At 62.2% G+C, this 24,288-nt stretch carries 13 protein-coding genes; 2 read left to right on the top strand and 11 right to left on the bottom strand.

Going from position 1 to position 24,288, the window contains the following annotated elements:
• Positions 1-43: 43 nt before the first annotated feature.
• Both AB0L58_RS24710 and AB0L58_RS24705 read left to right on the top strand, forming a co-directional pair.
• A complete protein-coding gene (locus tag AB0L58_RS24710; RefSeq protein WP_364389995.1) occupies positions 44-1,300 on the top strand; it encodes a TIGR02678 family protein in 1,257 nt (418 codons plus the stop codon).
• Positions 1,297-5,328: a TIGR02680 family protein gene (locus AB0L58_RS24705; RefSeq protein ID WP_364389993.1), complete on the top strand. Its 4,032-nt coding sequence runs from the start codon at positions 1,297-1,299 to the stop codon at positions 5,326-5,328. Before AB0L58_RS24710 ends, AB0L58_RS24705 begins: the two co-directional genes overlap by 4 nt.
• A gap of 60 nt (positions 5,329-5,388) precedes the next feature.
• On the opposite strand, the gene AB0L58_RS24700 is transcribed toward AB0L58_RS24705, so the two are convergent.
• The 11 genes from AB0L58_RS24700 to AB0L58_RS24650 form a co-directional block, all read right to left on the bottom strand.
• Positions 5,389-6,936 carry a CBS domain-containing protein gene (locus AB0L58_RS24700; RefSeq protein WP_364389991.1) on the bottom strand — a complete coding sequence of 516 codons (1,548 nt, stop codon included), beginning with the start codon at positions 6,934-6,936 and terminating at the stop codon, positions 5,389-5,391.
• Between the two features lie 187 nt (positions 6,937-7,123).
• Positions 7,124-7,291 (bottom strand): hypothetical protein, encoded by a 168-nt coding sequence (locus AB0L58_RS24695; protein ID WP_364389989.1) that lies wholly within the window; start codon positions 7,289-7,291, stop codon positions 7,124-7,126.
• A gap of 276 nt (positions 7,292-7,567) precedes the next feature.
• A complete protein-coding gene (locus AB0L58_RS24690) occupies positions 7,568-7,852 on the bottom strand; it encodes a hypothetical protein (protein ID WP_364389988.1) in 285 nt (94 codons plus the stop codon).
• A gap of 92 nt (positions 7,853-7,944) precedes the next feature.
• A complete protein-coding gene (locus tag AB0L58_RS24685) occupies positions 7,945-8,541 on the bottom strand; it encodes an exonuclease domain-containing protein (protein ID WP_364389987.1) in 597 nt (198 codons plus the stop codon).
• A 655-nt stretch (positions 8,542-9,196) separates the two neighbouring features.
• On the bottom strand, positions 9,197-10,426 hold the full coding sequence (locus AB0L58_RS24680) for a DNA sulfur modification protein DndB (RefSeq protein WP_364389986.1): 1,230 nt from the start codon (positions 10,424-10,426) through the stop codon (positions 9,197-9,199).
• Positions 10,427-11,318: 892 nt separating this feature from the next.
• On the bottom strand, positions 11,319-13,382 hold the full coding sequence (gene brxL / locus AB0L58_RS24675; protein ID WP_364389985.1) for a BREX system Lon protease-like protein BrxL: 2,064 nt from the start codon (positions 13,380-13,382) through the stop codon (positions 11,319-11,321).
• A 120-nt stretch (positions 13,383-13,502) separates the two neighbouring features.
• On the bottom strand, positions 13,503-16,046 hold the full coding sequence (pglZ, locus tag AB0L58_RS24670; protein ID WP_364389984.1) for a BREX-1 system phosphatase PglZ type A: 2,544 nt from the start codon (positions 16,044-16,046) through the stop codon (positions 13,503-13,505).
• On the bottom strand, positions 16,043-19,561 hold the full coding sequence (gene pglX / locus AB0L58_RS24665) for a BREX-1 system adenine-specific DNA-methyltransferase PglX (RefSeq protein ID WP_364389983.1): 3,519 nt from the start codon (positions 19,559-19,561) through the stop codon (positions 16,043-16,045). Before pglX ends, pglZ begins: the two co-directional genes overlap by 4 nt.
• A complete protein-coding gene (gene brxC / locus AB0L58_RS24660; protein WP_364389982.1) occupies positions 19,558-23,130 on the bottom strand; it encodes a BREX system P-loop protein BrxC in 3,573 nt (1,190 codons plus the stop codon). The genes pglX and brxC overlap by 4 nt, the downstream gene beginning before the upstream one ends.
• Positions 23,127-23,750, bottom strand: coding sequence for a DUF1788 domain-containing protein (locus tag AB0L58_RS24655; RefSeq protein WP_364389981.1), 624 nt, complete (start codon positions 23,748-23,750; stop codon positions 23,127-23,129). Before AB0L58_RS24655 ends, brxC begins: the two co-directional genes overlap by 4 nt.
• 177 nt (positions 23,751-23,927) lie before the next feature.
• Positions 23,928-24,278 (bottom strand): transposase, encoded by a 351-nt coding sequence (locus tag AB0L58_RS24650; protein ID WP_364389980.1) that lies wholly within the window; start codon positions 24,276-24,278, stop codon positions 23,928-23,930.
• Positions 24,279-24,288 lie beyond the last annotated feature (10 nt).

Genomic DNA, 24,288 nt, shown 5'->3' with positions numbered 1-24,288 from the left:
AGCCGTCGCTCGTGCCGGAGCCGAGCGTCAGCGAGGCGCAGGCATGAGCGACCTCGCCAACCAACTGGTGATCGCCGAGCGTGAGGAGATAACGCGCGGTGTGCGGCATCTGCTCGCCGACCCGCTGATCACCGAACGGTCGGCGCCGGAAATCTTCGATGTCATTCGACGACGGCGCGATCCGATCGCGAAATGGTTCGACTACTACTGCGGGTGGACGTTGATGGTCGAACCGCGGCTCGGTTACGCCCGCCTGGTGAAGGTGCGTCCCGCCCTCGACGCGACTCGACCGGCACGGCGATTGCGTTCGACCAGAACGGAGTTCGATCGCCGCCGCTACGTCCTGCTGTGTGTGGTCGCCGCCGAGTTGTTCGCCGCACCAGTGACCACGATCGGCTTGTTGGCCGGACGGGTGCGCGCGGCCAGCGCGGCAGATCCGTTGGTGGCGAACTTCGATACCGCCAGCCGCGAGGAGCGGCGGGCGTTCGTGGATGTCCTTCGCCTGCTGGAATCATTCGGCGTGCTCGATGCGCTCGACGGTGCCGCCGACGCGTACGTGGAGTCGGACGCGGCCAAGGTGCTCTTCCGGGTCGACACGACCTTGCTGTTACGGCTGCTGGCGACCCCGGTAGGCCCCTCGCAGCTGGGCCTGCCCGCCGAGGAGGTGCCGTTGCGGTTCGACGAACTGCTCGCGGAGCTCACCCGGGAGGGTCGCTACGGCCTGGCCGGTTCGGTGTCGGGCAGGCACGCCGATATCGCCGGTGTGTCCGACACCCAGCGCAATTTATGGTTGCGCCACAGTGTCTTTCGTCGGTTGATCGACGATCCGGTCGTCTACTTCGACGAGCTCACCCCGGACGAGCGTGCCTACCTCGCCTCGCCCACCGGCAGACAGCTCATGCGCCGCGCCGCCGAACAAGGTGGATTCGTGCTCGAGGAACGTGCGGAGGGGGTGCTGTTGGTCGACCCGGACGGCATTGCCACCGACAGCCGTTTTCCCGATGACGCGGCAACCGCGAAGGTGGCCGCCCTGCTGCTCCTGGATACCATGCCGGGGCCGACCACAGTCGAGCAGTTGCAGCGCGCCGCCGCCGAACTGCTGGAACGGTTCCCGCGCTGGGCTCGCAGTTACCGCGGCGACGATGGTGCGCGCGAGCTGGTTTCCGACGCGGTATCCGAGCTGAAGTCGTTCGGGCTGGTGCGCACGTCGGCATCCGGGCTGGTGGCGCCGCGACACGCAGCGGCGCGCTACCGCGTCAGCGAAATCCGAACCTCCGATACGACAGAGGAATCTCAGTGACCGTGACCGAGCTGCCGCAGTCGTTTCCGGATATCGTCGAACCCGTTCGATGGAAACCAACTCGGGCGGGCATTCTCAACGTTTGGCGCTACTACGACGAGGTTTTCGAGTTCCATGAGGGCCGCCTGCTACTGCGCGGGCCGAATGGCAGTGGCAAATCGAAGGCTTTGGAGTTGTTGCTGCCGTACCTCTTCGATGCGAATCTGCGGGCCAACCGGCTATCGACATTCGGTACCAGTGAGCGGACCATGCATTGGAACATGATGGGGGAGGGCGCATCCGGTGCTACCCGGGTCGGTTACGTGTGGTTGGAGTTCCGACTGCCCGGGGCGACCGATCAATGGTTCACCTGTGGAGCCCGGCTGCAGGCCACCAGCCGAACCACTTCGGTACACGCGGACTACTTCATCACCGCGTTGCGGATCAGTGGAGCTGGCACCCTCGGCGGTCTCGAACTGACCGACTCCGGTCGCCCATTGACCCGCGCGGCCCTGGCAGAGCGCATCGGTGCCGATGGCAAGGTGTGTGACAATGCGGCCGAGTATCGCGACGAGGTGCGTTCGACGCTGTTCCCGACCCTGACCGAGCAGCGCTACGACGCGCTCATCACGGCATTGCTGCAGCTGCGGACTCCCAAACTCTCGCAACGGCTCGATCCATCGTTGTTGTCGACCTTGCTGTCCCGGGCCCTACCGCCGCTGGGCCAGGCCGAAATCGCCGATCTCGCAGAGGGGTTCGAACGACTCGACGCACAGCGGGAGCGGCTCGTCCGCTTGGACGCAGAGGTCGCGGCTACCCGCACGCTGGCCAGGCAGCAGCGGACCTATGCCCAGCGGGTGCTGCGTGCCGGAGCCGCCGGACTCATTTCCGCGACTTCGGAATTGGACCGGCTCTCGGCTGTCGCCAAGCAGTCGGCCGAAGAACATGCTCGCGTTGCGCAGCACAAACACGATGTCCAGGAACGCATCCGGACGGAGAATGTGGATCTGTCGAGTGCGCGGGCGCGACGAGATGGATTGATGAAATCCGAGGCATACAAGCAGGGTTTGGAACTCGACGAGCTCCGCAAACAGACGCGCGGTGCGCAACAGCGCGCGATCAAGGCCCGCGCCGAGGAACAGCGGCTGCGTCAGATCGCAGAGAACGATGCCGCCGAGCATGCGACGGCGATCGAGGCGGAGCGGGGCCGGGAACGCATCGCCACCGACAGCGGTATCGAAGCGCAACAGAGTGGGCATCGCGCCGGGCTCGGCGGTGTGTACGACGAACTCGCGAACGACCCCTGCGGGAGTGCGGCGCGGGCGCTATTGCGCGGCACGGTGCGCAGCAAGCGAGATCGCATGCGTGCCATGGCCGGTGCACTGGACGAACACGAACGCGCCGTAGGACTGCGTACCGCGGCCGAAAGAGATCTCGAGTCGGCGCGCACAGCTTTCGCGGACGCCAGGGAAGCCAACCTCCAGGCCTCCGAGGAACGAGAGCGGGAACTCGAAGAACTGCGTAATCGCCTGCAGGACTGGGCGAGTGGTTGCCGCGCACTTTCGTTCGCCGACGCGGTTGCGCTGGCCGATCTCGCGGATCGTGAATCGGTGGTGATCGAAGCGGTGAACAAAGTCGCGACTGCGGCGCTCGAGGTCGTAGCCGGACGAACAACCTTGTGCGAGAAGGAAATCAGCGACGCCCGGCGCGAGCGTGAGCAACGGATCGCCGATCGGGATCGGCTGGCGGATGAACACGACATTTCGCCCGCGCCGCCACATTGGCGCACCGCAGACCGTGGCCGGATGGTGGGCGCGCCGCTGTGGCGGCTGGTCGACTTCGCGCCGGATCTGCCCGGTGCGAGCGCCGCGGGAATCGAAGCCGCGCTCGAATCCGCCGGGCTGTTGGATGCGTGGATCGGGCCGCGCGGCGACATCGAAGGACACGATGTCTTTGCCGACTCGGACGCGCTGATACCAGTCACCGGCCGATCTTTGGCTGAAGTGCTTGTTGCTGTTCCAGATGCTGAGGTCGACGCCGTCGTCGTCCGTCGGCTGCTGGCCGCGATCGCGTTCGACGAACAGTTGCCGACCGGATCGGTGGTCGCGGTCGGTGCCGACGGCGGTTGGCGCATTGGCAATCTCACCGGCAGCTGGTCCAAGGAACAACCCGCCTACATCGGTGCCGCGACCCGCGAGCGCACCAGGCAACGTCACATTCAGCAGCTCGAAGACGAGATCGCCGACTACGACCGGACATTGGAACGGCTGCGCACCGACCGCCAACAGTTGGCGACCGTGCGTGAGCTCATCGAATTCGAACGCGACTCCCGACCGAAACACGACCTGCTGACCGCTGCCGAGAAGCGGCTCACCCGAACCGAATCCGACTTGGCCGCCGCCGACCACCTGGTCCGTGAACGGCTGGACAACGTAACCGCCGAACAAGTCGCGGTCAAACGTGCTTTGCACGCGCTGTCCGCCCTCGCGGCGGAAACCGGCCTACCCACCGACCGCGCCGCTCTTTCCTTGCTGGACAGTGCCATCGAAGACTTCTCCGGCCAAGCCGAGACCTGGCTCGACGCCCACCGCGATCTGCGCGCGGCCCGTGCCACCGCCGCCGACCGGGCCGATCGCGCCGAATCCTCCGCCGCGGAAGCCGTGGCACGAGCCGAAGCCGCTGCGGCGGCCGAGGACGAGCACCGCGGCCTGGCCGCCGAACTCGCGGCCATCGAGGAATCCGTCGGCCGCGACTACCGCTCGGTGCTGACCGAAATCGACCAGCTGCGCAGCCGAATCGACGAACTCACCGACAGCGTGGAGCACAACCGGACAACGGTTACCGACCTCGCCGGAAAACTGGGCAGCCTCGAAGCCCAGCACCGCACCGATGCCGAAGCCCGCGACCTGGCCGCCACACAGCGAGACGCTCTCGCGCTACGTTTCCGGCACCTGTCCGGCGGAATCTTCCCGGCCGACAGCGAAATCCCGGATCTGCCGACGTTCCGCGAAACTCTCGCGGGCTCGGAAGGCGTCCGTGCTGCACTCGACGCGGCCCGATCGGTCGCCGCGGCCTGGCCGACCATCCCACACACCCCCGCGAACCTCGGTGATGCGTTGCGTCGCCTAGCAGACTCCGTCCACGAATGCCGCACCGCGCTGTCCGCCCGCGCCGATCTCGACCTCGAAACCGACGACGACGTACAGGTTTTCACCGCTGTTGTCGACGGGGTTCGCGTCGGATGCGCCGAGCTACTGCGTATCTTGAGCGCCGAAGCGGACCAGAGCAAGAACGAGATCACCGAGCAGGAACGACAGCTGTTCGATCAGACGCTGACCGGCGATACCCGGCGACACCTCGCCGCCCGCATCCGGCAGGCAAACGAACTCGTCGACGGGATGAATGCACGTCTCGAGCGGGTGCGCACCGCGTCGAACGTTGCCGTGCAGTTGGTTTGGCAAGTGGGGCAAGACCTTCCACCGGGCACGAAGGCGGCCCGCGATCTGCTGCTCAAGGACCCGGTCCGGCTGAGCGACGCCGACCGAGAATCCCTGCACACCTTCCTTCGCGACCGCATCGAAGAAGCCAAAGCAGATGACACCGCCACCAGCTGGGAGCAGCAACTCGCCCAGGTCTTCGATTACACGGCGTGGCATCGGTTCGTAGTCAAGATCGATCGGGGGAACGGCGAGGGCTACAAGGAGCTGACCAAGAAGCTGCACGGTGCGCTGTCCGGCGGCGAGAAGGCCATCGCACTGCACCTGCCATTGTTCGCCGCCGTCGCCGCGCACTATCAGGCTGCGCCACAAGCACCCCGAGCCATCCTCCTGGACGAGGTGTTCGTCGGCGTCGACACCGCCAACCGCGGCCAGATCTTCGCGCTGCTGTCGGCGTTGGACCTGGACCTGATGCTGACCTCGGATCACGAGTGGTGCACGTATGCGGAGTTGAGCGGGATCGCGATCCATCAGATCGTGGGTGGAGATGGCGATGATGCAGTGACCACGGCGCGATTCACCTGGGACGGGCGGGAGTTGTTGCCGGCGTGATGGCTTGAAGACGGCGGCTCCGGGCATCCACGCGATGTGCGGAGCTGTTGACAACTTTCCCTACGGACTCGGTTCGGCCGTGCGGAGCAGCATGAGCAGTCCGTTTACGGCGGCGTACTTGTCCTCTGACAACGGATCCGTGGCAAAGTGCATCAAATCATTTCGCACATTACGAACCCTACTCAGGAGTTCCACGACTTGGTCATGATCGAGTCGCCATCCGAGCTTCCTCCAGCGATCGGGATCTTTGAGCAGATGCACATAGTTGCCGAAGGTGAGATCTGCGGCGTCTTTGACACGAGACTTCTGGTGGGGTGGGACCGCCGCTTTCAAGTCATCGAGATCGAAGTGCTCGACCGCTCGCCGGAGTCGGTTCTCTGCTTCTTCGATGAGTACGAAAGGCCTTGCGAGGGTGCCGAACTGCCAAGTGAGGTCCGAGGCGGTGAGGATACCGGTAACGCGGACACGATCCGGATCGCGGACGAAGATGAAACCCTTGTCGTAGATCACGCTGATCTGGTCGAGCAGCAGCGCATCGTGGTCGACGACAAGAGCCGGAACCGTGGCATTCGCCAAAGTCGGGTCCTCACTGGCGATATGAGCTTGTCCGATCGATTCCCAGGTCACCGCGCCGTGGTACGTGCCGTCTTCGTCGATCACCGCGACCTGTGAGAACTGATGTTGCAGCATCAGTGTTTTGGCGAAGGTGAGATCGACAGATGAGTACACCGAAACCAAACGGGCCGGAAGACTGCCCAAGCGGCGGGACATGGGTTCGGGCTCGGTCACGTCTTCGACGTCCTCGATGTTCTCGCCGCCATTGGTCACTGTGGACGGGCCGCCGGGCTCTGTGCCGAGCGGCACCAACGCCACGATGTCGCTCAGCGCGCCTTCGGTGAATGCTGGACGAGTGGTCAACCCCTTGCTCGCGAGGTCGGATTTGATCGTGGAAATGACTGGCGCGGTTCGGCGTTCGAGCCCCCAGTGCTCGAGCAGGCTTCGGATTGTCAACTCACGGGGCTTCGACGCATCCCGGGTGGCCGCGTCCTCGAGCAGTTCAGCCGAACTGGTGACCTCTTCGTCGCCGTCGAAACCGGGATCGGTGCCAAGTGCTGCCAGGTGGGCGATGCGCGCAGCGGCGTCGTGGCGCGTCAACCCGCATACGGTCAGCAGCGAGCCGAGACTGGCTCGCAAATCCGGCCTGATCGCTTCCCACGGCAAATCGGGACGAACCCAATCGACCTTTCGCACCTGCCGAAAGTCCTCGGGCTCATCGGCTCGATACTCGTAAGGTCCGCTCACTCGGCCGACCGCCACGTATCCGGGCCGGGTCTTCAGCGGCATGAGCACCAGGTCGCCGTACTTGATCTCGGTGTCGAATTTCCAGAGTTGACCGGTCCAGTTACCGATCACCGTTCGGCCGGCGTTCGGGTATGCCTTCTGTAGTGCGGCAGTGAGCTCTTGCCACGTCTGATAGGCGCTCAGATCGCCGACCTCAGCCCAACCGACTATCGCGAGGCCCTCGCTCAGCGCTCGGCTCTCGCGTTCCCCGTTTCGCCCGCTGCGGATCAGCCATGCGTGTGGTTCGCGCTGAAGATCACTGGACACGAGCTCATCTCCTCCCCACCTGTCAAAGCTCATCGGAACCCGAACAATTCATACCGCAGACTGCGTCGACGTGGGGAATGATTCGGACACTGTCGCGCACGAGCCGTTCGAGGTGCGGACCTCGGATTCGAATCGAGCCCTGCCGCGCGCACCTGCGATGGTGCTGATGTGCGCGGAAATATCGTGATCACTTGCGATTCATGGCGTCGAACACCCACAGGATGATCCAGATCGGTGCCCAGAGGCCGCAGGTGAGCAGCGTGAGTACCAAATGCAGTCCGTGGTTGACCCCGGGGCGTACGTAGACGACTCCGCGGCCCGTGGTGTTGTTCTGGGTGACCGAAATGATCGGCATCTGCGGATACATCGGCGGTGGCGTCGACACACCATACCCGGGTGGAACCGGTTGTGGTCCAGGCGAATACGAGTTCGGTGGTGGACCCTGGACCGGTTGCGGAGGGTACGTCATGTGTCGCGGCGTCGGTGTGAAGTTGACGCGGGCGGGCACTGGCGGCTCGGGGTGCGGCGTGGGTACGTCCGGCAGCGACGGTGCGGTAGGTCCGTCGTCCTCGAGTGATTTGTCGGATGGTCCGGTCATGTCTGATCAAGTCCTTCAGGTCGGGTGCGGGGTTCAGGACAGTCCGTCGAAGCTGCCGGTTGCCATGAGCGTGAGCAGGTGCAGCGGAATCTCGGCGTGCGGCACGATCGAAAGCCGGTAGACCCCGTTGTTCAGCCGGTCGCAGAGGACGACCGCGTTCGGCACGCTGCCGAGCGCGGCCTTATCAGCGTTGCAGGCGAATTCGGCGCCGTATCCGGAGTAGTGGCGGACGTGTGTTTCCGCGGACGCGGTACCCGCGGTGGCGGTGACGAACGCCGCCGTTGCGGCGACCAAGGCGGCGACGGTGATCTTGTGCATGGGATTGTCTCCAAATGTGTTGTGGGGATTGAGGATGGCAGCGAGGTTCGGTGCTTCGACTCCCGTCCTCGGGGCCGTGGTGTCGGGGCTATTCATCGGCCCGCCCGGTGGCGTGCCCGCCCGAGCCGTTGGAGCTGACTGCCATTGGCGGTGGCCAGGTCGGCGAGGCTGTTCGCACCGGCGAGAGCGGCGAGTCCGATCGCGATATCGGCCGTGGCGGCCGCGTCGGCACCGGCATGATGGTGGTCGTCCAGCGTGACACCCAGAGCGCCCGCGACGTAGGGCAACCTGTATTTCTCCAGCGACAGTTGCCTTTTCGACCACGCGTAAGTGCATCCATACATCCAGTCCGGCAGGTCAGCACCGGTGAAGGAGCACGCTCGGGTGAGGTTGTCCATGTCGAATGCGGCGTTGTGCGCGACCACCGGCAGGCCACCGATCACCGCCAACACCTCGGGCAGCCGCTGTGCGAAGCCGGGCTGACCAGCGACATCGGCCGGGGTGATCTTGTGGACGCGCACGTTGTACGGCGAGAATTCGCCGATCGGCGCCGGGGGCCGGCACAACCACGTGTGGGTAGCCACCCGGACACCGCCGCGCACGACGGCGACGCCGATCGAGCAGATGCTGCCGCGTTTGGGGTTGGCGGTCTCCACGTCGAACGCGGCGAAGGAGAGGTCGGTTGTCATCGGATTTCCTCCAAGGGGAGTGGATGGGCGGAAGGTCCGCCGAGTGGAACGAGGTATTCGCCTGCGGGGCACAGGGATTCGAATGTCGCCCAGGCATCGGCCATGGCCGGGGTAGCCGACTGCGACTCCGTAGATGGGCGTGCGAGATCTGACCGAGGCAGCGCGGCCTTGGTGAGACGGGCGGGACGCTGATCCGTCCCCTGTGTTGAGTTGTCGGGTGATTCAGCTCGAACGGCGTCTGTGGGAGAAGATGCGACGCTTTACCTGCCAGGCGTGGTCGGCGTGCACCCGCAGAGCCTCACGCCGGGTTCGCATTTCATCTCTCCTTTTGGTGCTGCACGACGTCGGGTCGGGCAGGCCGGAACACACGGCCGAGCGACGTCGGTCCGACACGCATGATGGTTGGGAAAGCTATTGGGGTGCAACCTGATTCGATTTTTGCCTGCGGCGGCGGCTCGGCCGCTCCGGGATGAGATGAACAGCAAAGCGTGATCTGCGGCGGCAAGTATCTCGGCGGCGCGCCGTATCCGGGTGGAACCGGTTGTGGTCTAGTGGGTTCGGCGGTGTATTCGGGTTCGGTTGTGGAGGGGCAAGCTGCGTCCCGCAGCATCGGCACGGGCAGGCAGCGGCGGATCGGTGACGAGATTCCCAGTTATCACTGTGCGTCTGGGATCAGCCCGAGTTGCTCCTTGACCTTGTTCGAGGCATCCCGAACTGGGCCGCGTTGGGTCGAGACCTTGTCGTCTGTCGAGATGATGTTGTTGCGCCATATCGTTGCGATACGCCGCCAATCGATCTCGGTGGCGAGGCGCTTGTACTGTTCGGATCGCCAGGTGAGGTCGGGGCTCTTGCGGATCTCGAACGCGACACGACCGATCACCACGAGTCCCGTCGCTGTCATATTGATGTACTTCTGCCGGAAGTCCGCGACCTGGTTGGCGGGTCCGCCGCTGGTGGGCAGTTCACAGATCTCGCGCCACGGATCCATGTGTTCGGACATGGTCTCGATGAGAGTGACTGCATCCGTGACAAATTCGTCGCGGGTCGTCTTGTTCCCGAGGAGCTGGGCACTCTGTCGCGCGACCGAATCCTCGGACAGGGCGTAGTCGGCGAACAGCAACTCCTTGACGAACTGACGAACCTGGTTGAGCAGGAAGACCGCCTGCGAGGCCTTCGGGAGGGTTTTCGCGGTGGAATCGACTCGGCCTCGGAAGAGGCGGGTCTGCTCGACGAGGTCCGCGAGCACACTGTTGACGGGCTCGCGAGTGTTGTATACCGCGAGCAGACTTGCCGGAATCTGCTTGGTCTGTGCGGCATCCGCGAAGTCCTGATGGATGCGTTTGAGGTCGTCCTCGACGACGATGAGCACCGCAAGGCTGTCGTCTTCGAAGCCGATACCCAGATCTACCAGCCCCGGAATAGCAGACCGACCGACGCCGTGGCCCTTGATGGCGGTGATGCGATGCTGACCATCCGTTACGTAGAACCGGACGCTGTCACCAATGACCATGAAGCCCAGCCGGTTCTTGAAATTGCCGCGGGGCACGTGCAGCGCGGGCAGCTGACGCGCATTCAGGGTGACCGGCGGCAGGATGTAGTCGTCCTGGTTCTCTCGCACGTAGCTGTTGATGTTCTTCACGTGGTCGGTCATCAGGGGCCGGTTCGTGGTGTTGGTGGGATCGCCGCCCTTGTCGACGGATTCGGAGACGACCTGGTGGGAGAGAAAAGAATACGGGAATGAGGTCGAGATCATCGTCCGCTGTCCCTGTTGGAATACGGTGCAGGGGAAGACACGAGCTCCTGCCGCTGCCGCATCGGCGGAAGCGGCCGTGAGCGCCTTGTCCAGGCCGTCGTGTTCCATCAGGCCCATGTGATTTTCGATCATGGTTATTTCCTTTGCTTCGGTACTGCCAGTGGATGATTGTTCGCAATGGGGCTCAGCTATGCGCCGCGACACCTCGCTGTTGAACGGGTGGCGTGGGGTTTCCGGCCCGATCGCCGACGGTCGTGATAATGGTCAAGATTGTTCTGCGAATGACGAATTTCGTTCTGTGACAGTGAAATCGGGAGAAAGTACTCTCGGTTCGATCCTGGTTCCAGCTGCTTCGATGCGCAGGCGGGCGAGTGCGGTCGCCGTGATAGATGCGCCTGGCCGTTCGGGTTATTGGTCCGTGTGTCAACGGGATTGGAGAGACAGCATGCTCAATCCCGGGCGCTGCCGGTGACGCTGATTACCGTGACCAATGCAAGCGCCTGTTCACATCAGCGGGATGCGACGCGCGAAACTCGGTGCTTGCGCCTACCTTAGCGCTAATAGAAGCCCGGATCGGACGGAGGTTCGTACGTCGAGTGACTGACTCTGAGCGACCTGATCGACGTTGTGCCCGTTATGCATTGGAATCCCTTATCGCGATCACCCAGTTGGGTGACCCGGACGATCCGAGTAGAACAGAATGACACAGTCTAGAGGTGATTGCAAACCGTTGATTGCAGATCCCCTTGTGTGCGATGGCATCTGGTGACGTTGCTGGATACGCGGTGTGCGCGCTGGTCCGTAACTTGGGAGGGTAGGTTGTCTGGCGGCGGGGTCGGCTGCCGTTGCGGTAGGTGGACAGTCTCGACGGGCGAGTCGATGCGACGTTGGCGGTGGTGGCTTTCACGAAGGTCACCGGGGGCCCAGTGCTGGAACGGCGTAATGACGGCAAACCAGTCAATGCCTTGGTCCGGCACGAATTGGTCTTCGCCTGGGTGAGACTGCTTGACTCGGCTACATCCGACTAGTCGGAAGTACGCGTATAGGTGATCGTGCAGGACTTCATCCGGCGCAGTTCGGGCACCTGGGCCCGCAGATCGTAACGAGACTCGTACGGCTGGAACATGTCGAGTCCGCGTCCCAGGATGACTCGCCATCCGGTATCGGTCGTGATCCAGCGGTCATGCAGAGCAGCTTGATCGCGGAACTGACAGCTGAATTCAATCCCCGCCTCGAGAACTGCCTTCTGGATCTCGATCAACGCGACCGTCTGCTTATGCCGGAACTCCGGAGTCTTGGTCTCCTCGACGGTATCCAGATGAACCTTGACCTCGCCGTCGAGCGGCTTCATGGCTGCGATGTCAGCGAGGAGCTCGAACAGATTCTGCAGCTGGTGAGGTTTTCGAATGTAGGGGTCGACGATTGTGATCTGGCGAGCATCCCGGAGGTAGGGAGTAATCAGGGTGCGATAGGAGTGGCCGCGCGAGTTGTCGGCAATGTCGATCGTCTTGGGCACCAAATCGACTGACGCGGGCTGTGCTTCGATGGCACTGACGGTAGGCACCTGGTCAGATGCGTCTATGTCGGCGGCATCGCGTTCATAGTACTGCGGGTAGTCACGTTCTTCTTGCGTCGTAACGTCGTGCCAGACGCCCGCAGCATCCGTGTACCCGAACTTGACCTCGTCCATCGTTCGGTCGATACGCAGGATCTGGTCCTTGACCCGCTTGCGGCCCTCGATGGCGAATCGCAGCAGCTCCTCGGTCTCCGCCTTGGTGGCGGCCCGGCTGGGATGGATGAGTTTCATCAAGCCGGAGAAGGTCTTTCGCACACCGTCGCGGTCGCGGGTGGAGATGGTGTCCGAGAGCTTGAAATGCGACGTGTAGCCGTCGGAGAGATCGAGCGAACGCAGGTGGGTGAGGGCTTCAGCCAGGTAATCGACGACGAAACCGTAACCGTCGGTGAACAGTTCACGGCGGATGATCGATACCTCCCAACCCGGGATGTAATGGTGCAGCCGGTCGAGGTAGGCAGAGTCGTGGTAGGACTGGGGGAGGACCTCGAACAGGTCCGAGTGCGCGAGCATTGCCGGAACCGGACGATTCGTATTGCCGATGAACACCATGGATGCCTCGGCACCTGTGGACTCCATGCCGCGGGAGAACGTCTTGTTCGCCATGTAGTTCTTCATGATATCGACCAGCGACTTCTCGACGCGCTTTTGGCCGGCGAACTCGTCGAAGGCGACCACGTCCCAGTACCCGACCAGGCCGATCTGGCCACTGGCATTGTTGACGAACAACTTTGGTACGGTCACCTCGCCACCGGAGATGAGCATGCCGTGCGGCGAGAACTCGGAATAGATGTGGGACTTGCCGGTTCCCTTGGGGCCGAGTTCGACCAGATTGTAGTTCCGTTCGACGAACGGGATGAGCCGGACCAGCTGCAGCAGCTTCTCTCGATCGGAGAGATGCTCGGGCGCGAAGCCGATGGTCTGGATCAGCAGGTCGATCCATTCCGTTGTGGTGAACTGGGAACGCTTGGCCACGTAGTCGTCGAAGTCGAACTGCCCCAGCTGAATTGGCCGCAGCGCTGCGATGAACCAGCGGGCTTCGTCGATGTCGCCGGAGGTGTATTCGAGGTCGACCATGCACCATACGCCGCCGGTGAGCAGTTTGGGCTGGCGCTTGACGATCCCGTCGTTGATGGGGATGTTCCGCAGCCCGAGGTTGGTGAAGGAGGCGATGTGGACGTCCCGGCGGTCGTCGAGCGTGACGCCGACCTTGTCGATGATCCGGTATCGGCCTTTGTCCCGGATGGTGGACTTGACCAGTTCCGCATCGCCGCGATGCACATAGTGCTGGGCCAGGATGTTGCGTACGTTCTCGATCCCGGCGTCGATGGTGGCCTCGTCGTCTCCGGCGGCGTACTGGGCGAGTAGAAACTCCAGTACATACCCGGGGACGACGGCATTGCCGCGAACCCGCCCGACCAGATCCTTACGAACGATGTAACCGGGGAAGGCAGCGTTCGCCTTGGCGTCGAGTTCGGACAGCGCTCGTGGTTCGGGCTGAGTTGACTCGCTCACCGGTTCGCGTTCCTCCGTGTCAGTTTGTCGGGCCCAGAGCGGTGGTCGCTCCGGACCTGGCCCGGAATCATTCGGATGCAAGCTTCAACCTTCCCACAGCGGCGTATGCAATGCACTTTGTTACAGCTGATCGAAGAATCCGCCGAAGCCGCGCTGCAGGACGACACGGGTGTCCTTGTAGCCGATCGGGGTGTCGCCCCGCATCTCATCGGCTCGGATCTCGACCTCCTTGCCGTTGTACTCCTGCGCTTCATCGCTGAGTACCAATTCGATGCGCACCACGCGTTCCCTGATGTCGTCGGTAGTGCTGTCCATATCGACATCGCGCGTATTGGACAGCAGCTTGCCGTCCGCCCACACACCGACGCGCAGATGCCGGGCGCGCACCGAGCCGGAGACCGCTTCCGCCTGGGTGAGGGTGACCACGACGGTGCTCGAGGTAACCGTCCGGCTGGTCGTGGAGAGCTCGACATTCACCTTTCGAATCTGCTTGCGGTGCTTCTTCTGCCGCAGCTCGATCAGAGGCACCACGACCTCTTGCAGTGTCGCTCCACCGTGCACGTACCGTACGCCGCGACCCTGCTTGCGCAGCCGGTAGAGCGAGCGCGGTATCTGTACCTGCACGTTGCCGATGAGACCCAGTTGCGCTGGCTCCCATAATGTGAAGGCCGCATCGGTTCGCAGTTCACGCCCGAGCACGAATCTGCGCTTGCTGTCGATGATGACGTCACCGTGCGCCTGTTCGCTGAGGAAGTCGTTGTCCTCGAGCTGCGCGGACTGATAGAGGAATCCGTGGTCGGCCGTGACGAGAACACGGCTGGTCCGCATGCTGGAGCGGCCGAATTTCCCTATCAGGGCGACGATTTCATCGATTGCCTGCCGACAGGCGTCGGGAGTGTGCTGCTCCGACTTCGCGCTGTCGCCGGTCGCGTCGATCCGATCGTGGTAGACCACCAACGCCGAATACTCCGACCACAGTTTGGCGAGCTCCTCGGCCGATTTCTGACCCGCCTCCTCGAAGCTGATCGCCTTGGCGCCAGCCTGTTTCCAAATCTTGTCGCGGTTGGTGAGCCCCCGGGTGGGCTGCCCGTCGGCGCGTACGGTTTCGGCGTCGACAAGCTCCAACTCCCGGTGCGGCAGATGTGCGGCCATGCCCAGCTGAGTGAACGACGGCAGCGGCGTGAGCCGGGGTTCGATTGTGGCGCTGAACCATTCATCTTCGGTGTTCATGCGGTCGGCGAGTTCACGGCCGACCTCATAGCGCAGCGCATCAGAGATGACGACGAGCGTTTTCGCCTTGGCGGGAAGATCCTTCTCCGCGAAGTCGGACAGTGATGTGATGCCGGGTACCTGCCAGGAATCCATGGAGTCGACGTACCGCTGCCAGGTATCGGCCAGTGGGCGTTGATACTCCTCGAGGTAGCGGTACTCAACTCGTTTCACGACCTCCGGGGGGACGCTGCCCTGCGCCTTGTCGCAGTGGTACCGGAAGGTGCGGTAGGCGCGGTCGATATCGTTCCACTCTTCGACGTATCGCCGTACGCCGTCGGCGGCGTCGGCCATCGTTGGCGCGAAGGTGTCGATCCGCGCCGTGCAGTCGGCTGCGGATTCAATTGCGCGATAGGCGTGTTCGTGTCTTCCGAACCACGGGGTGGTGGACCTGGTCCGCACCAGTGCGGCGATCTGGTCCGCGGTGGCCGTCTTGCCGAGCAAGCTGTCGGTCAGCGCTGCGAGCATTTTGGTGTCGACGAGCGGGAAGATGTCCAGTGTCGCCAGTTGCTCCACCGACGGGTACTCCGACCACACCCGATCCTTGATGTTGAGTTGCGTTTGCTCCCGTTCGGCTAGACGGGTGAATACGGTGCGCCAACCGGGATCGGTACGCCACCGTTCGAAATCGAGCCGCGCGGCATTGGTCGGGCCGTGCCAGCCGGTCCAGGCTCGCTCGAAGAACCAGGACGCCAAGACACCGACGTCATGCTTGTCGTCGTACCCGTAGATTCGGGCGCAGCCCTCCCATAGGAATTCGTCCAGTCCGTGTTCGACGAGCATTTCGTAGCCGTCGGTGCGGTCCTCGGTCAGATCCTCGAACAGGCGCTCGACAATCCGGTGCAGGCGATGACTGCCGGGGCCGTGTAATCCCAGTGCGGTGGCACTCAATACGCCGCGAAGATGGTCGTTCACCTGCTGGGAGGAGAGGCCCGACAGCTGACTCAGGTGTTCGCGGGCCGCAGCGACCTGCTTCGGCGTTCGCAGCACATTGGGGTGCTCGTCGAGTACCGTTGCTAGGTCGTAACCGTCGAGACCGAGATCGTGCATGAGCATCGCGGAGGTATCCGCCGTGAAGACCCCGTAGCCGACCTCGATGTCCAACAGCCAGTTGTCACGGAACGGTTCCGGGATCGGCCCGCCGCGGTATATGAGGCGCTTGACCGAATCCGAGTGGCCCGCATCGAGCGCGGCATACACCTCGTGCTTCACCCCGAACTCATTGCCCGACACCCTGAGCGTTTCGATCCCGGGGAAGTGTTCGGCCAGTGCCTCGGTGACCGAATCGATGATTTCTGTGTACTCGCCTTCCCGGTCCTGCCACGTGACCACGGGGGAGAGAGTGAAGTGGCCGACCAGCAGTTCGGCGATCCGCTGCGGAGACACCGGACTCACAGACCGCTCACCTTCTTCACCACACCCGCGAGCTTCGGATAGTTCTGCTTCACGCCGTCGTCCAGGTCGAGCTCGATCTCCGCGGTCGCGGCGGGGAACAGGTGGCTGTCGATCCAGGTGCGGACCTCGCGGAGCTCCACTCCCAATTGCTCACGCTCCTTACGTAGTTTCGTGGCCTCTCCCTTGGGGGCCGTCAGTAGGGCGTGGTCGATGTGCTCGACGCGGGCTTCGAGCTTTATGCAGTACTCCTCGGCGTAGTTCTGGTGGATCAAACCAAGCGTGGCGGGGATGTAGCGGTGCAGGTAGAACAATGCGTTGAAATTGCCCTTCGGGGATGAGACCTGCCAGTAGATCGGACGTTTCGAGTACATCTGAACGTGGTCACTGTAGAACTTGTCGAGGAAGTACTTGCGCAACGGCATCGGCTTGCCGCTGCCGAGGGCGTTTTCCAGCCATGAGACATTCGCGTCGACGTGCTCAGCTCCGAAAGCTGCGGACAGGAATTCCCGCAGTCGAGTGGCAATATCATCTTCAAAATAGCGTTCGGCAGTGATCGGGATGATTCCGTCGACGCTAGCGCTGAATTCTGAGTTGAGAACCCTGCTATCTAAATCGGAAATAGCGGAAGTTGCATCTGTGAGCACCAGCCCCGGTCTATCCAAGCTGTAGCGACCCACTATGCAGCCTACCGCATAGGATATGAGTTCTCTGGCGAGGTCGCGGTCGAACATTTCGCGATATTCTCGATCGCTTAGTGAACTATTCTTTGCGGGCGCGTATCTAAAGTAGGGGTTGCGGGCAAGGGATATCCTGCTCAATGGTATCTCGGTAGCCACCTCGCCCTCCAGTCCGTAAAGACTGGCAAAGTAGCTGTTGTTCTTCTCTTCGAGCTTCTGCGCGGAATGAGTATTGGATATTGCCCTGTCCCAGATGGTCTCAGCGTGGGACTCCAGTGTGCCATGTCCGCATGATGCCAGCGGGTTCCGCTCGAAATGCCACGAAGTCTCGTAGTCGTTCCAGTCGGCGCGGAAGAGTGACACCAGTTCTTCGACCATTCCAGCTACCGCACGCGGGTCCGCGGGAAGAATAGGGAGATTCGCAATGTGACCAACCTCGAAATGCAGTGTTGGCGAGAGGACTGCCAGCATTTTCTCGCATATCGATGAATTCAGGAACCCCATCAGGTAAATCATCTCAGTGCTTGAGGCGAACACCGCTTGGCCTACATGGCTGAAGATGAATTCGCTAGGATATTCGCGAAAGGAGGGAGGCCCTGACGATACGTTTGACCAGGAGATGCACGGTTTGAAGTAAAGGTCGGTGTTCTGTGGTCGTGAACGTTGCTTGCCTGATGCGTCGACAAAGTTCCTGATGGCGTGTCCGTCATTTTGCCAGTCTACAACGTAACCTTGATTTCCCCACCACTTTCGAAACGCACCCCCTTTGTTGTATGGGAACCAAAGAAGACCGGATTCCTTTGCCTCGAATCCGTTTGCCATCCCGAAGCCAATGTGACTGCTCGAAACCTCGAACCATTGACGAAGGAATCGATCGTTGTCCGCCGTAGCGAGGCCCTGTCGTGGTGAAGCGATCTCGGATAGTCTGACTCCTTTTGTGAACGCATCTTTCATCGCATCGGACAGCCAGTACACAATTGGCAAATCTGGGATAAGTGAGAAGTCGGATTGGAGCGTTACGAAACGGCCGTAGGAACTACTCTTGAAAAGTGCTTCGATAACCTCCGGCTTACGCACCTGTACATGCTCTTCAAACAAGCGGCGATATATCGCTCCGTATCCAGGGGAGGCGGGTGCATTGGTCATAACGAACGCATCGGATCCAAAGTCGGATCCGAACAGGCCGCGCCCAAGGTGAAGGAAGGACTCGATACGCTGTGTCTTGAGGAGCCACCCGCGAAACTTTGCAAAGGTCTTCAGAAACATCCACGAGGGGAGTACGATCATGCCCCATTGTCCCGATGGAACAGATATTTCTGTTGCTCGTACCATGAACGCTGTGAGCAGGTCGCCTTTGGCGTCCGAGTAGTTCTTCTCTATCCATCCTTTGAGAAGCGACCCCATATTGCCGCTGCCGAGATAGGGTGGGTTTGCGACCACCACGTGATATTGGCTATCTACCAGTGACTTCGCTTGGTGAACAAGCGTTTTCAACCGATCGACGGCTCTATGTATATAGAGCCCGTGCGTGCCGTGCTCAAGTGCCTTGAGCTGGGCTTCGAGCGACGCGACCACGTCGCCATCCACCCGAGCAAGAGATCCGAACGTGTCGGCGTCTGTGAACGAGTACAAAAGCCGCACCAATGCCACGCGGTCGACCGCGGCGTCCTCATGGGCGACCGCGTCCACGATGACCTGAACCTCATCCTCGGTGAACGACACCGGCTCGATGTGAATGATGTCCGGCCGCGCATCGCGAGTCAGGAATCGCCGGTCGAGCCTCCGTGCCTTCATCGCCAACGCGAACGACGCGAGCTGTGCCGCACGAGTGTCGATCTCCATGCCACGAAGGTTGTTTCGCAGAATCAGCTGAGGGATAGTGCTCTGTCGGCGGCCTTCCTCTTCATAGATCGCATACAGCAGGTCGAATGCGTACGTCAGCATGTGGCCCGAGCCGCAAGCCGGATCGACGACCCGGATCTCCTCGGGCGAGCTGACGGTCACACCGGTATCCGCTTGTCCGGGAACCGGATCGACGTAGTATTCCATGCTGTCCCGCAACCCGCTGGACGGTTTGGACCGCAGCCAGAGCCGTCCGAGCGAGTTCTCCACCAGGTACCGGACGATCCAGTGTGGGGTGAAAAGCTGGGTGACAGGCGGAAGTTCGGCCGCGTCGATTGGCGTCTTCGCATCGTTGATCTGGGCTTTCAGTTCCGCGTTGTAGAACTGGTACAGCCAGCCGACTACTTCCACATTCTCGCAGGCTTCGTCGTCCATGATCTGAACTGCCTGCGCCCGCACCGAGTTAGAGGCGAGGATGTCGACCGGGGTGAGCAGCCGAATCCAGTCGACCGCTGCGGGGAACACCTCCGGCATCGGCGCATGCCAGGCGCGGAAGATGGCCTGCAACAGCAGGGTGTATGCCTCCAGATCCCGATCCTGCGATACCCGGGTGCCGGACAGGAGATCGATGACGGCCGACCGCACGTCGTCGGGAACCTCGTCGGGGAACTCACCGGCATGCGCGCGGGTGAGAATCTCCGGCAACGCTGACGCCGAGCCCATTTCGGGGGAGACGATCCGGTACAGCCCGGAAAAGCCGTTCACGTCCATATACCGTGCGGCGGTGAGACGGTTGAACCACGTGTAGGCGGCCTGTTCGGCGGCACCGTCCACACCGCCACCGGCGACTGCGGATTTCAGCATGGTGATCTCGCGCGGGTACTCCAGCGCGGCATGCGGGTTGTCGAGCAGTTGTGTGATCCGGGCTCGCATCTGCTCGTTCAGCGAACGGCGCGAGGCGGTGGCGAAACTCTGCAGGGCCGCAGTGTTCTTCATCGGATGACCGTCTTGCCCTCCGCGATGGCCGTGAGCAGGCTCGCATGGAGCGCTTCGACGAACGTATCTACGTGTTCCTGGGTGGACAGCACGGTCGGCGCATTGGCTACCTGCACTGACGCCAGCTGAATGGTCGTTCGTTGGGGTGGTGCGGGCTTTGCGTCGACAGGGGGTGCGGCAGGTTCGTCGGGATTCGCCGCAGCTGCCGCATCGCCAGCCACTCCCGCGGTGTTCGTCGGTTCTTTGACCGGCTGCGAGACGATGAGCTGTTCGATGATCTGCTGGTACTGACTGGCGAACTTGGCTTGGGCCAGCGCGATCGCGCCGCGGCTGTTCATCCGCTCGATCCCAGTGAGCAGGGAATCGAACCGCGCGGTGGCCGCTGCCTGGGCCGTTCCGGTGGCGCTCCGGAACGCGGCTTCACCCAGTAGCGCGGTACGGCGCTGTTCAACCTCCCGTGTCAGCCGATCCCGATCGGCGGCCACCGTCGCGTTCAACCGATCGCACAGTTCCTCATGGAGTCTCTTGATCTGCGAGACCCCGTCGCCGCGGAAGAACTGCGGATTGGCCAGCAGCGCACGCAGGTGATCTGAGTCAACGCTGTCGGAGCCGTCGAGCTCGATGCCGCGCGAAGTCAAGAAGTCGCGTGCCTGGTCGACGATCTTGCATTGCGAGCCGTTCAGGAACGCGCGAATTGGATCGAGCAGATCGTCCTTGAGCTCCTGGAGATCCTCGGAAGGACCCGCGAGGAAGCCATCCAGATACCAGTCGTCCTCCTGCCCCTCCGTCGCGCCCAGCACAGCCGTGTGTGCTTGTTGCAGCTCTTCGGCGAACGGATAATTACGTGATGCCCAATCCGCGACCAGCGCAGCCGTTTTGGTCAGTTCCTGCCGGGCCAGTCGCACCAGCTCCTCGGCGGAGGCGGGGAGATTCGTGACGTCCGAGAACTCCGCGAGGAACTTCCGCAGCCGTGTCACCCTGGCCGGATCTTGTTCCCGCACCTCGTCGACGCTGATGTTCTTGTGCTTCGCGGTGTTCCGCAGCTCACCCGCGACCTGGGTGCGAGCCAGGACGCGGCCGTCGAGTGCCAATCGAATTCGGCCGGTGCGCACGCCGTGTGCGAGGGCGGCCAATACCGCCGTCGTCGACCAACCGAACGGGGGTAATGCGAATTCGTTCACAAGCGACGCCACCGTTGTCGTCTTGTGCTGGGTCTTCTCCATGCGCCGACGGTTGACCACCTGCTGGGTCAATGCCTCCAGGGTGGAGGTGACCTCGAAGTCGAGGACGTTCTCATGCTCGAGCAGCCGACCGAGATCCTTCTCGGTGTACCCGGCGACCCCACTCGCCTCATTGATGCGGGTGTACTTCGCCTCGATGGCGGTCTGCAAGGTGGTCTGCACCCGATCCTTGGCGGTGCCAGCCGGGACCGACAGTACCGCCCCGTTGTGGACGAACGTGGCGTGCTCGACCGCGTCCCGCAGCGCCTTGCGGACGTCCCCTTCACGCTCCATATTGCGGCGGCCGTGGGATTCCAGAATGCGGCGTCGCATTTCGGGAATTGACTTACGCAGTTGCAGCCGAAGGTAATCCTTGGTGCGAACCGAGAGCTGGACCTCTTCGACGGTGCTCTGGTTGAGGTCCAGTACCACGTAGACGGTTCCCGGCTCGCCGCTGGACTTGTACTGCATGTCCTGAATCGAGCCCTCACCCGAGGTCACGAAATGGATGCCGAGCGGTGCGCTGTTGCCCTGCCGCTCACCATCGAGCCACCGCTCCAGCTTGAGGTCCGTGCCGGTCTTGTCGTGGCGGACCTTCGCGGCCACACCGGAGGCCGCCACTACCTCGTCATTCAGTAGCTTCTTGACCTCGGTTTCGTTGAGATCGGTTCCCTTGATTGCCTTTTCGACATCCTGCTCCTCGTTTGTGAGGTAGGTGTAGGTCGAGCCATTGCGTTGCACGTACGTGTTGGCATGCAGCAGCTGAAGCGCTCGGTCGATGTCCTCGCGCAGCTCCGCCACGTTCGCTTCGATCTCGGGTGTCAGCAGCACCGCCAGGGACTGGGATGTCGCCTCGAACTCCTCGTTCCACTTGGTCATCAACAGTGCCTTGAGCACCCTGATGGCCAATGTCTTGTAAGGGCCGTCTGGGAGGTTCTCTTCCGCCAGATGCACATTCCGCTTGACTTCGGACAGCACCGAATTCTCGATGCCGTCATAGAACAGATCGAAGGTGGCGAGCGAGCCGACATCCTTGGATTTCAGCGCCGAGCCGATCTCCTTGGTGACACCCAGAAGTGACCGTTCACCCACCGACGCATGTCGGCCAGTGAAGGCATTGCTGTCCGACAGACCGCTCATAGCGGAGTGGAACAGCTCGAACTGGTAGTCCACGAACGGGTAGGTGCCGACGAATTCGTCGGCCGTCGCGTAGTTGCGATACACCCGCTGGCCTTGGAAGGCGAACAGTGATCGGAAGCGATCGGTATTCTGCTTGTAGATCGCCTCCAGCTCCTTCGCGCCGCCCGCGGTCTTCTCCAACAGGCGCTTCGACACCACTTCTTTCACGTTCTTCGAGTCCAGCTTGAGCTGGACCGCGAAGCGCGCCTGGATCTTTGAGAAGTCCTGCTTCTGGCTCTTGGTGCGGTCGCCGATGATGGAATCCATAACCTCCTGCGAGGTCACCACCACCCACGAGCGGCCGTGGCAGCGCGTGAACAGGCTCTCCGCGATGGTCTGAAGGCTCAGCATGAGCTTGGTGTCGTCGCCGATGAACTGGCCGATCTCATCGACGAAGAAGTTCAGCCGTGTCGCGGGATTCGATTGAGCAGCAAGCCATTCGGCCACCTCGTCGGCGAAGGACTCGATCGACATCGAGTAGTCGTCGCGATAGCTGGTCAATGGCTGGCGCAGGGAATTGCCGGTGATCTCCTTGTAGGCGGCCTCGACGGCGGGTTCGGCAAACGTCGGCGTATCGCGGCCCTTCTCCCAGGATTTGCCGGAGTGCCTTTCGAACGCCTGCCTGAACTGGTCGAAGAGCCCTTCCCGTGTCAGGTCCCGCTCGAATCGGGCGATATACGGCTGTCGGCCGAAGAATCCGCACGACTCGTAGAAGACCTGAACGAACACCTTCAGCAAGGCGTCGGGCTGATCCTTCTCGTTCTTGTCGACCTTCTCGTCGATATTGAAGAGCAGAGAACGAGCTGGTACCGCTGCCGCGCGCTGGATGGCGGCGCGAAGGAATCCGTCATCGGCGGATATCTTTTCGACGAATTCGGAGGCGACCTCGTCGCGGGTGATCCCCCCCGCTTTCACGTCACCGAGCAGATGCGCCAGCATCTTCAACAAGTGAGACTTACCGGAACCGAAGAAACCGGCGATCCAGACGCCGTTGGACTGCGGGGTACCCGGCTGCGTGTACACGTCCAATAGATCGCCGAGGTGCCGGGCGATCTCCTTGGTGATCACGTACTCGTTGAGCTCCGTGCGTAGCTGCGCAACGTTGGACGCCTTGACCACACCGTCCAGATCGCGGTCGATCGGTTTGGCCAGGATCTGTTCTATCTTCATCGGTGAGCCTCTTGGTCCAAGAGATCGAAAGCGCGGTAGTAGTCGTCATCGGTGAGCTTGTCGAACAACTCGAGGGACGAGCCCTGAGTGGCCGACTGCCTGTACGAGCCGGGGAAGATCAGCACCACCGGGATGTCGGAGACCAGTGGTTGCAGGGTGTTGAGGATCGCGTGCGCGCGTATCAGCGGAAACAAGCGCCCCACGTTGGACAGCACGATCACCTGCGGCGGCGGTACGTGGGTACCGACACGATCGGCGATCCGCGGTGACAGGTAATCGCTGGGCGACACCACATTCCCGACATCCTCACCGAACCTCGACTTCGGCAGCGATGGCTCGGCGGCCAGTATCTGCTCGAAGATCCCGGTCTCGTGCCACAGCTCCGACGCCAATGCCCACAGGTCGATCTCGCACACCTCGACGCCATCGTTGCGCAGTCGCGTCACCAGCCGTTTCCGGGCACTCGTGACCTTCGGCTCATCCTGCGGCCGATAGGTGAGGATGAAGTAGGGGACCTCGTTGACCAGGCCCTTCATCTCCAGAAACCGCTGTGAGCTCATGACTCGGTAAGCGTGCTCGAATCGTTGCTCGAACGTCAGGATGTCCGCGTTGCGGACCATCGAATCCCCCCGGGGTTTTCCCGAAAAAGTGGACCTAGGTCAGCTGGTTCGGGAGCGGCTGTTGAGTGACTGCTCGTAGTCGATCGGTGACTGCATTCCGATCGCCGAGGGTCGTCGCTGATGATCGTAGAAATGAATCCAATTGTCAACGGCAGCAATGAGTTCGATCTTAATCGTCTAGGTGTAGATCGCGGTCCCGCTGTAGCCGCGGCGACGGCTCCGCCACATCAGAAAAGCGATATCTTTGGCCTGTGCAGCGACTTTCGCTCGAAGCCGTGCCAGCTCGGCTCCCTCATGGGCCGAAAGTGGTTGGCCGCCAATACCGCCTGGATCACCGCAGCGGCCACCGGTCGGCTCGGCGGCAGCCATCCGGCGCCGCTCCGCACGTACCGACTTCGGCAGGTTCTCGTGCACATCCAGCTCGCGCGCAACCTCCCGCACAGAACGACCCGAGTCGATCAGCCGATCGGCAGCCTCCACCCGATACTCAGGTGAATACGACCGACGCGGACGAGGGATGATGAGCATTCTTCCAGGG

The organism is Nocardia sp. NPDC052112 (assembly GCF_040680135.1).
GTDB lineage: Bacteria > Actinomycetota > Actinomycetes > Mycobacteriales > Mycobacteriaceae > Nocardia.
This window is presented reverse-complemented; position numbering and strand designations above follow the sequence as displayed.

What these genes read in the sequence shown, in the direction of transcription:
- AB0L58_RS24680 (WP_364389986.1), bottom strand. Translation starts at nt 10,426, where the DNA reads ATGATCGAAAATCACATGGGCCTGATGGAACACGACGGCCTGGACAAG.
- AB0L58_RS24710 (WP_364389995.1), top strand. Translation starts at nt 44, where the DNA reads ATGAGCGACCTCGCCAACCAACTGGTGATCGCCGAGCGTGAGGAGATA.
- AB0L58_RS24690 (WP_364389988.1), bottom strand. Translation starts at nt 7,852, where the DNA reads ATGCACAAGATCACCGTCGCCGCCTTGGTCGCCGCAACGGCGGCGTTC.
- brxC (WP_364389982.1), bottom strand. Translation starts at nt 23,130, where the DNA reads ATGAAGATAGAACAGATCCTGGCCAAACCGATCGACCGCGATCTGGAC.
- pglX (WP_364389983.1), bottom strand. Translation starts at nt 19,561, where the DNA reads ATGAAGAACACTGCGGCCCTGCAGAGTTTCGCCACCGCCTCGCGCCGT.
- AB0L58_RS24650 (WP_364389980.1), bottom strand. Translation starts at nt 24,278, where the DNA reads ATGCTCATCATCCCTCGTCCGCGTCGGTCGTATTCACCTGAGTATCGG.
- AB0L58_RS24685 (WP_364389987.1), bottom strand. Translation starts at nt 8,541, where the DNA reads ATGACAACCGACCTCTCCTTCGCCGCGTTCGACGTGGAGACCGCCAAC.
- AB0L58_RS24655 (WP_364389981.1), bottom strand. Translation starts at nt 23,750, where the DNA reads ATGGTCCGCAACGCGGACATCCTGACGTTCGAGCAACGATTCGAGCAC.
- AB0L58_RS24695 (WP_364389989.1), bottom strand. Translation starts at nt 7,291, where the DNA reads ATGCCGATCATTTCGGTCACCCAGAACAACACCACGGGCCGCGGAGTC.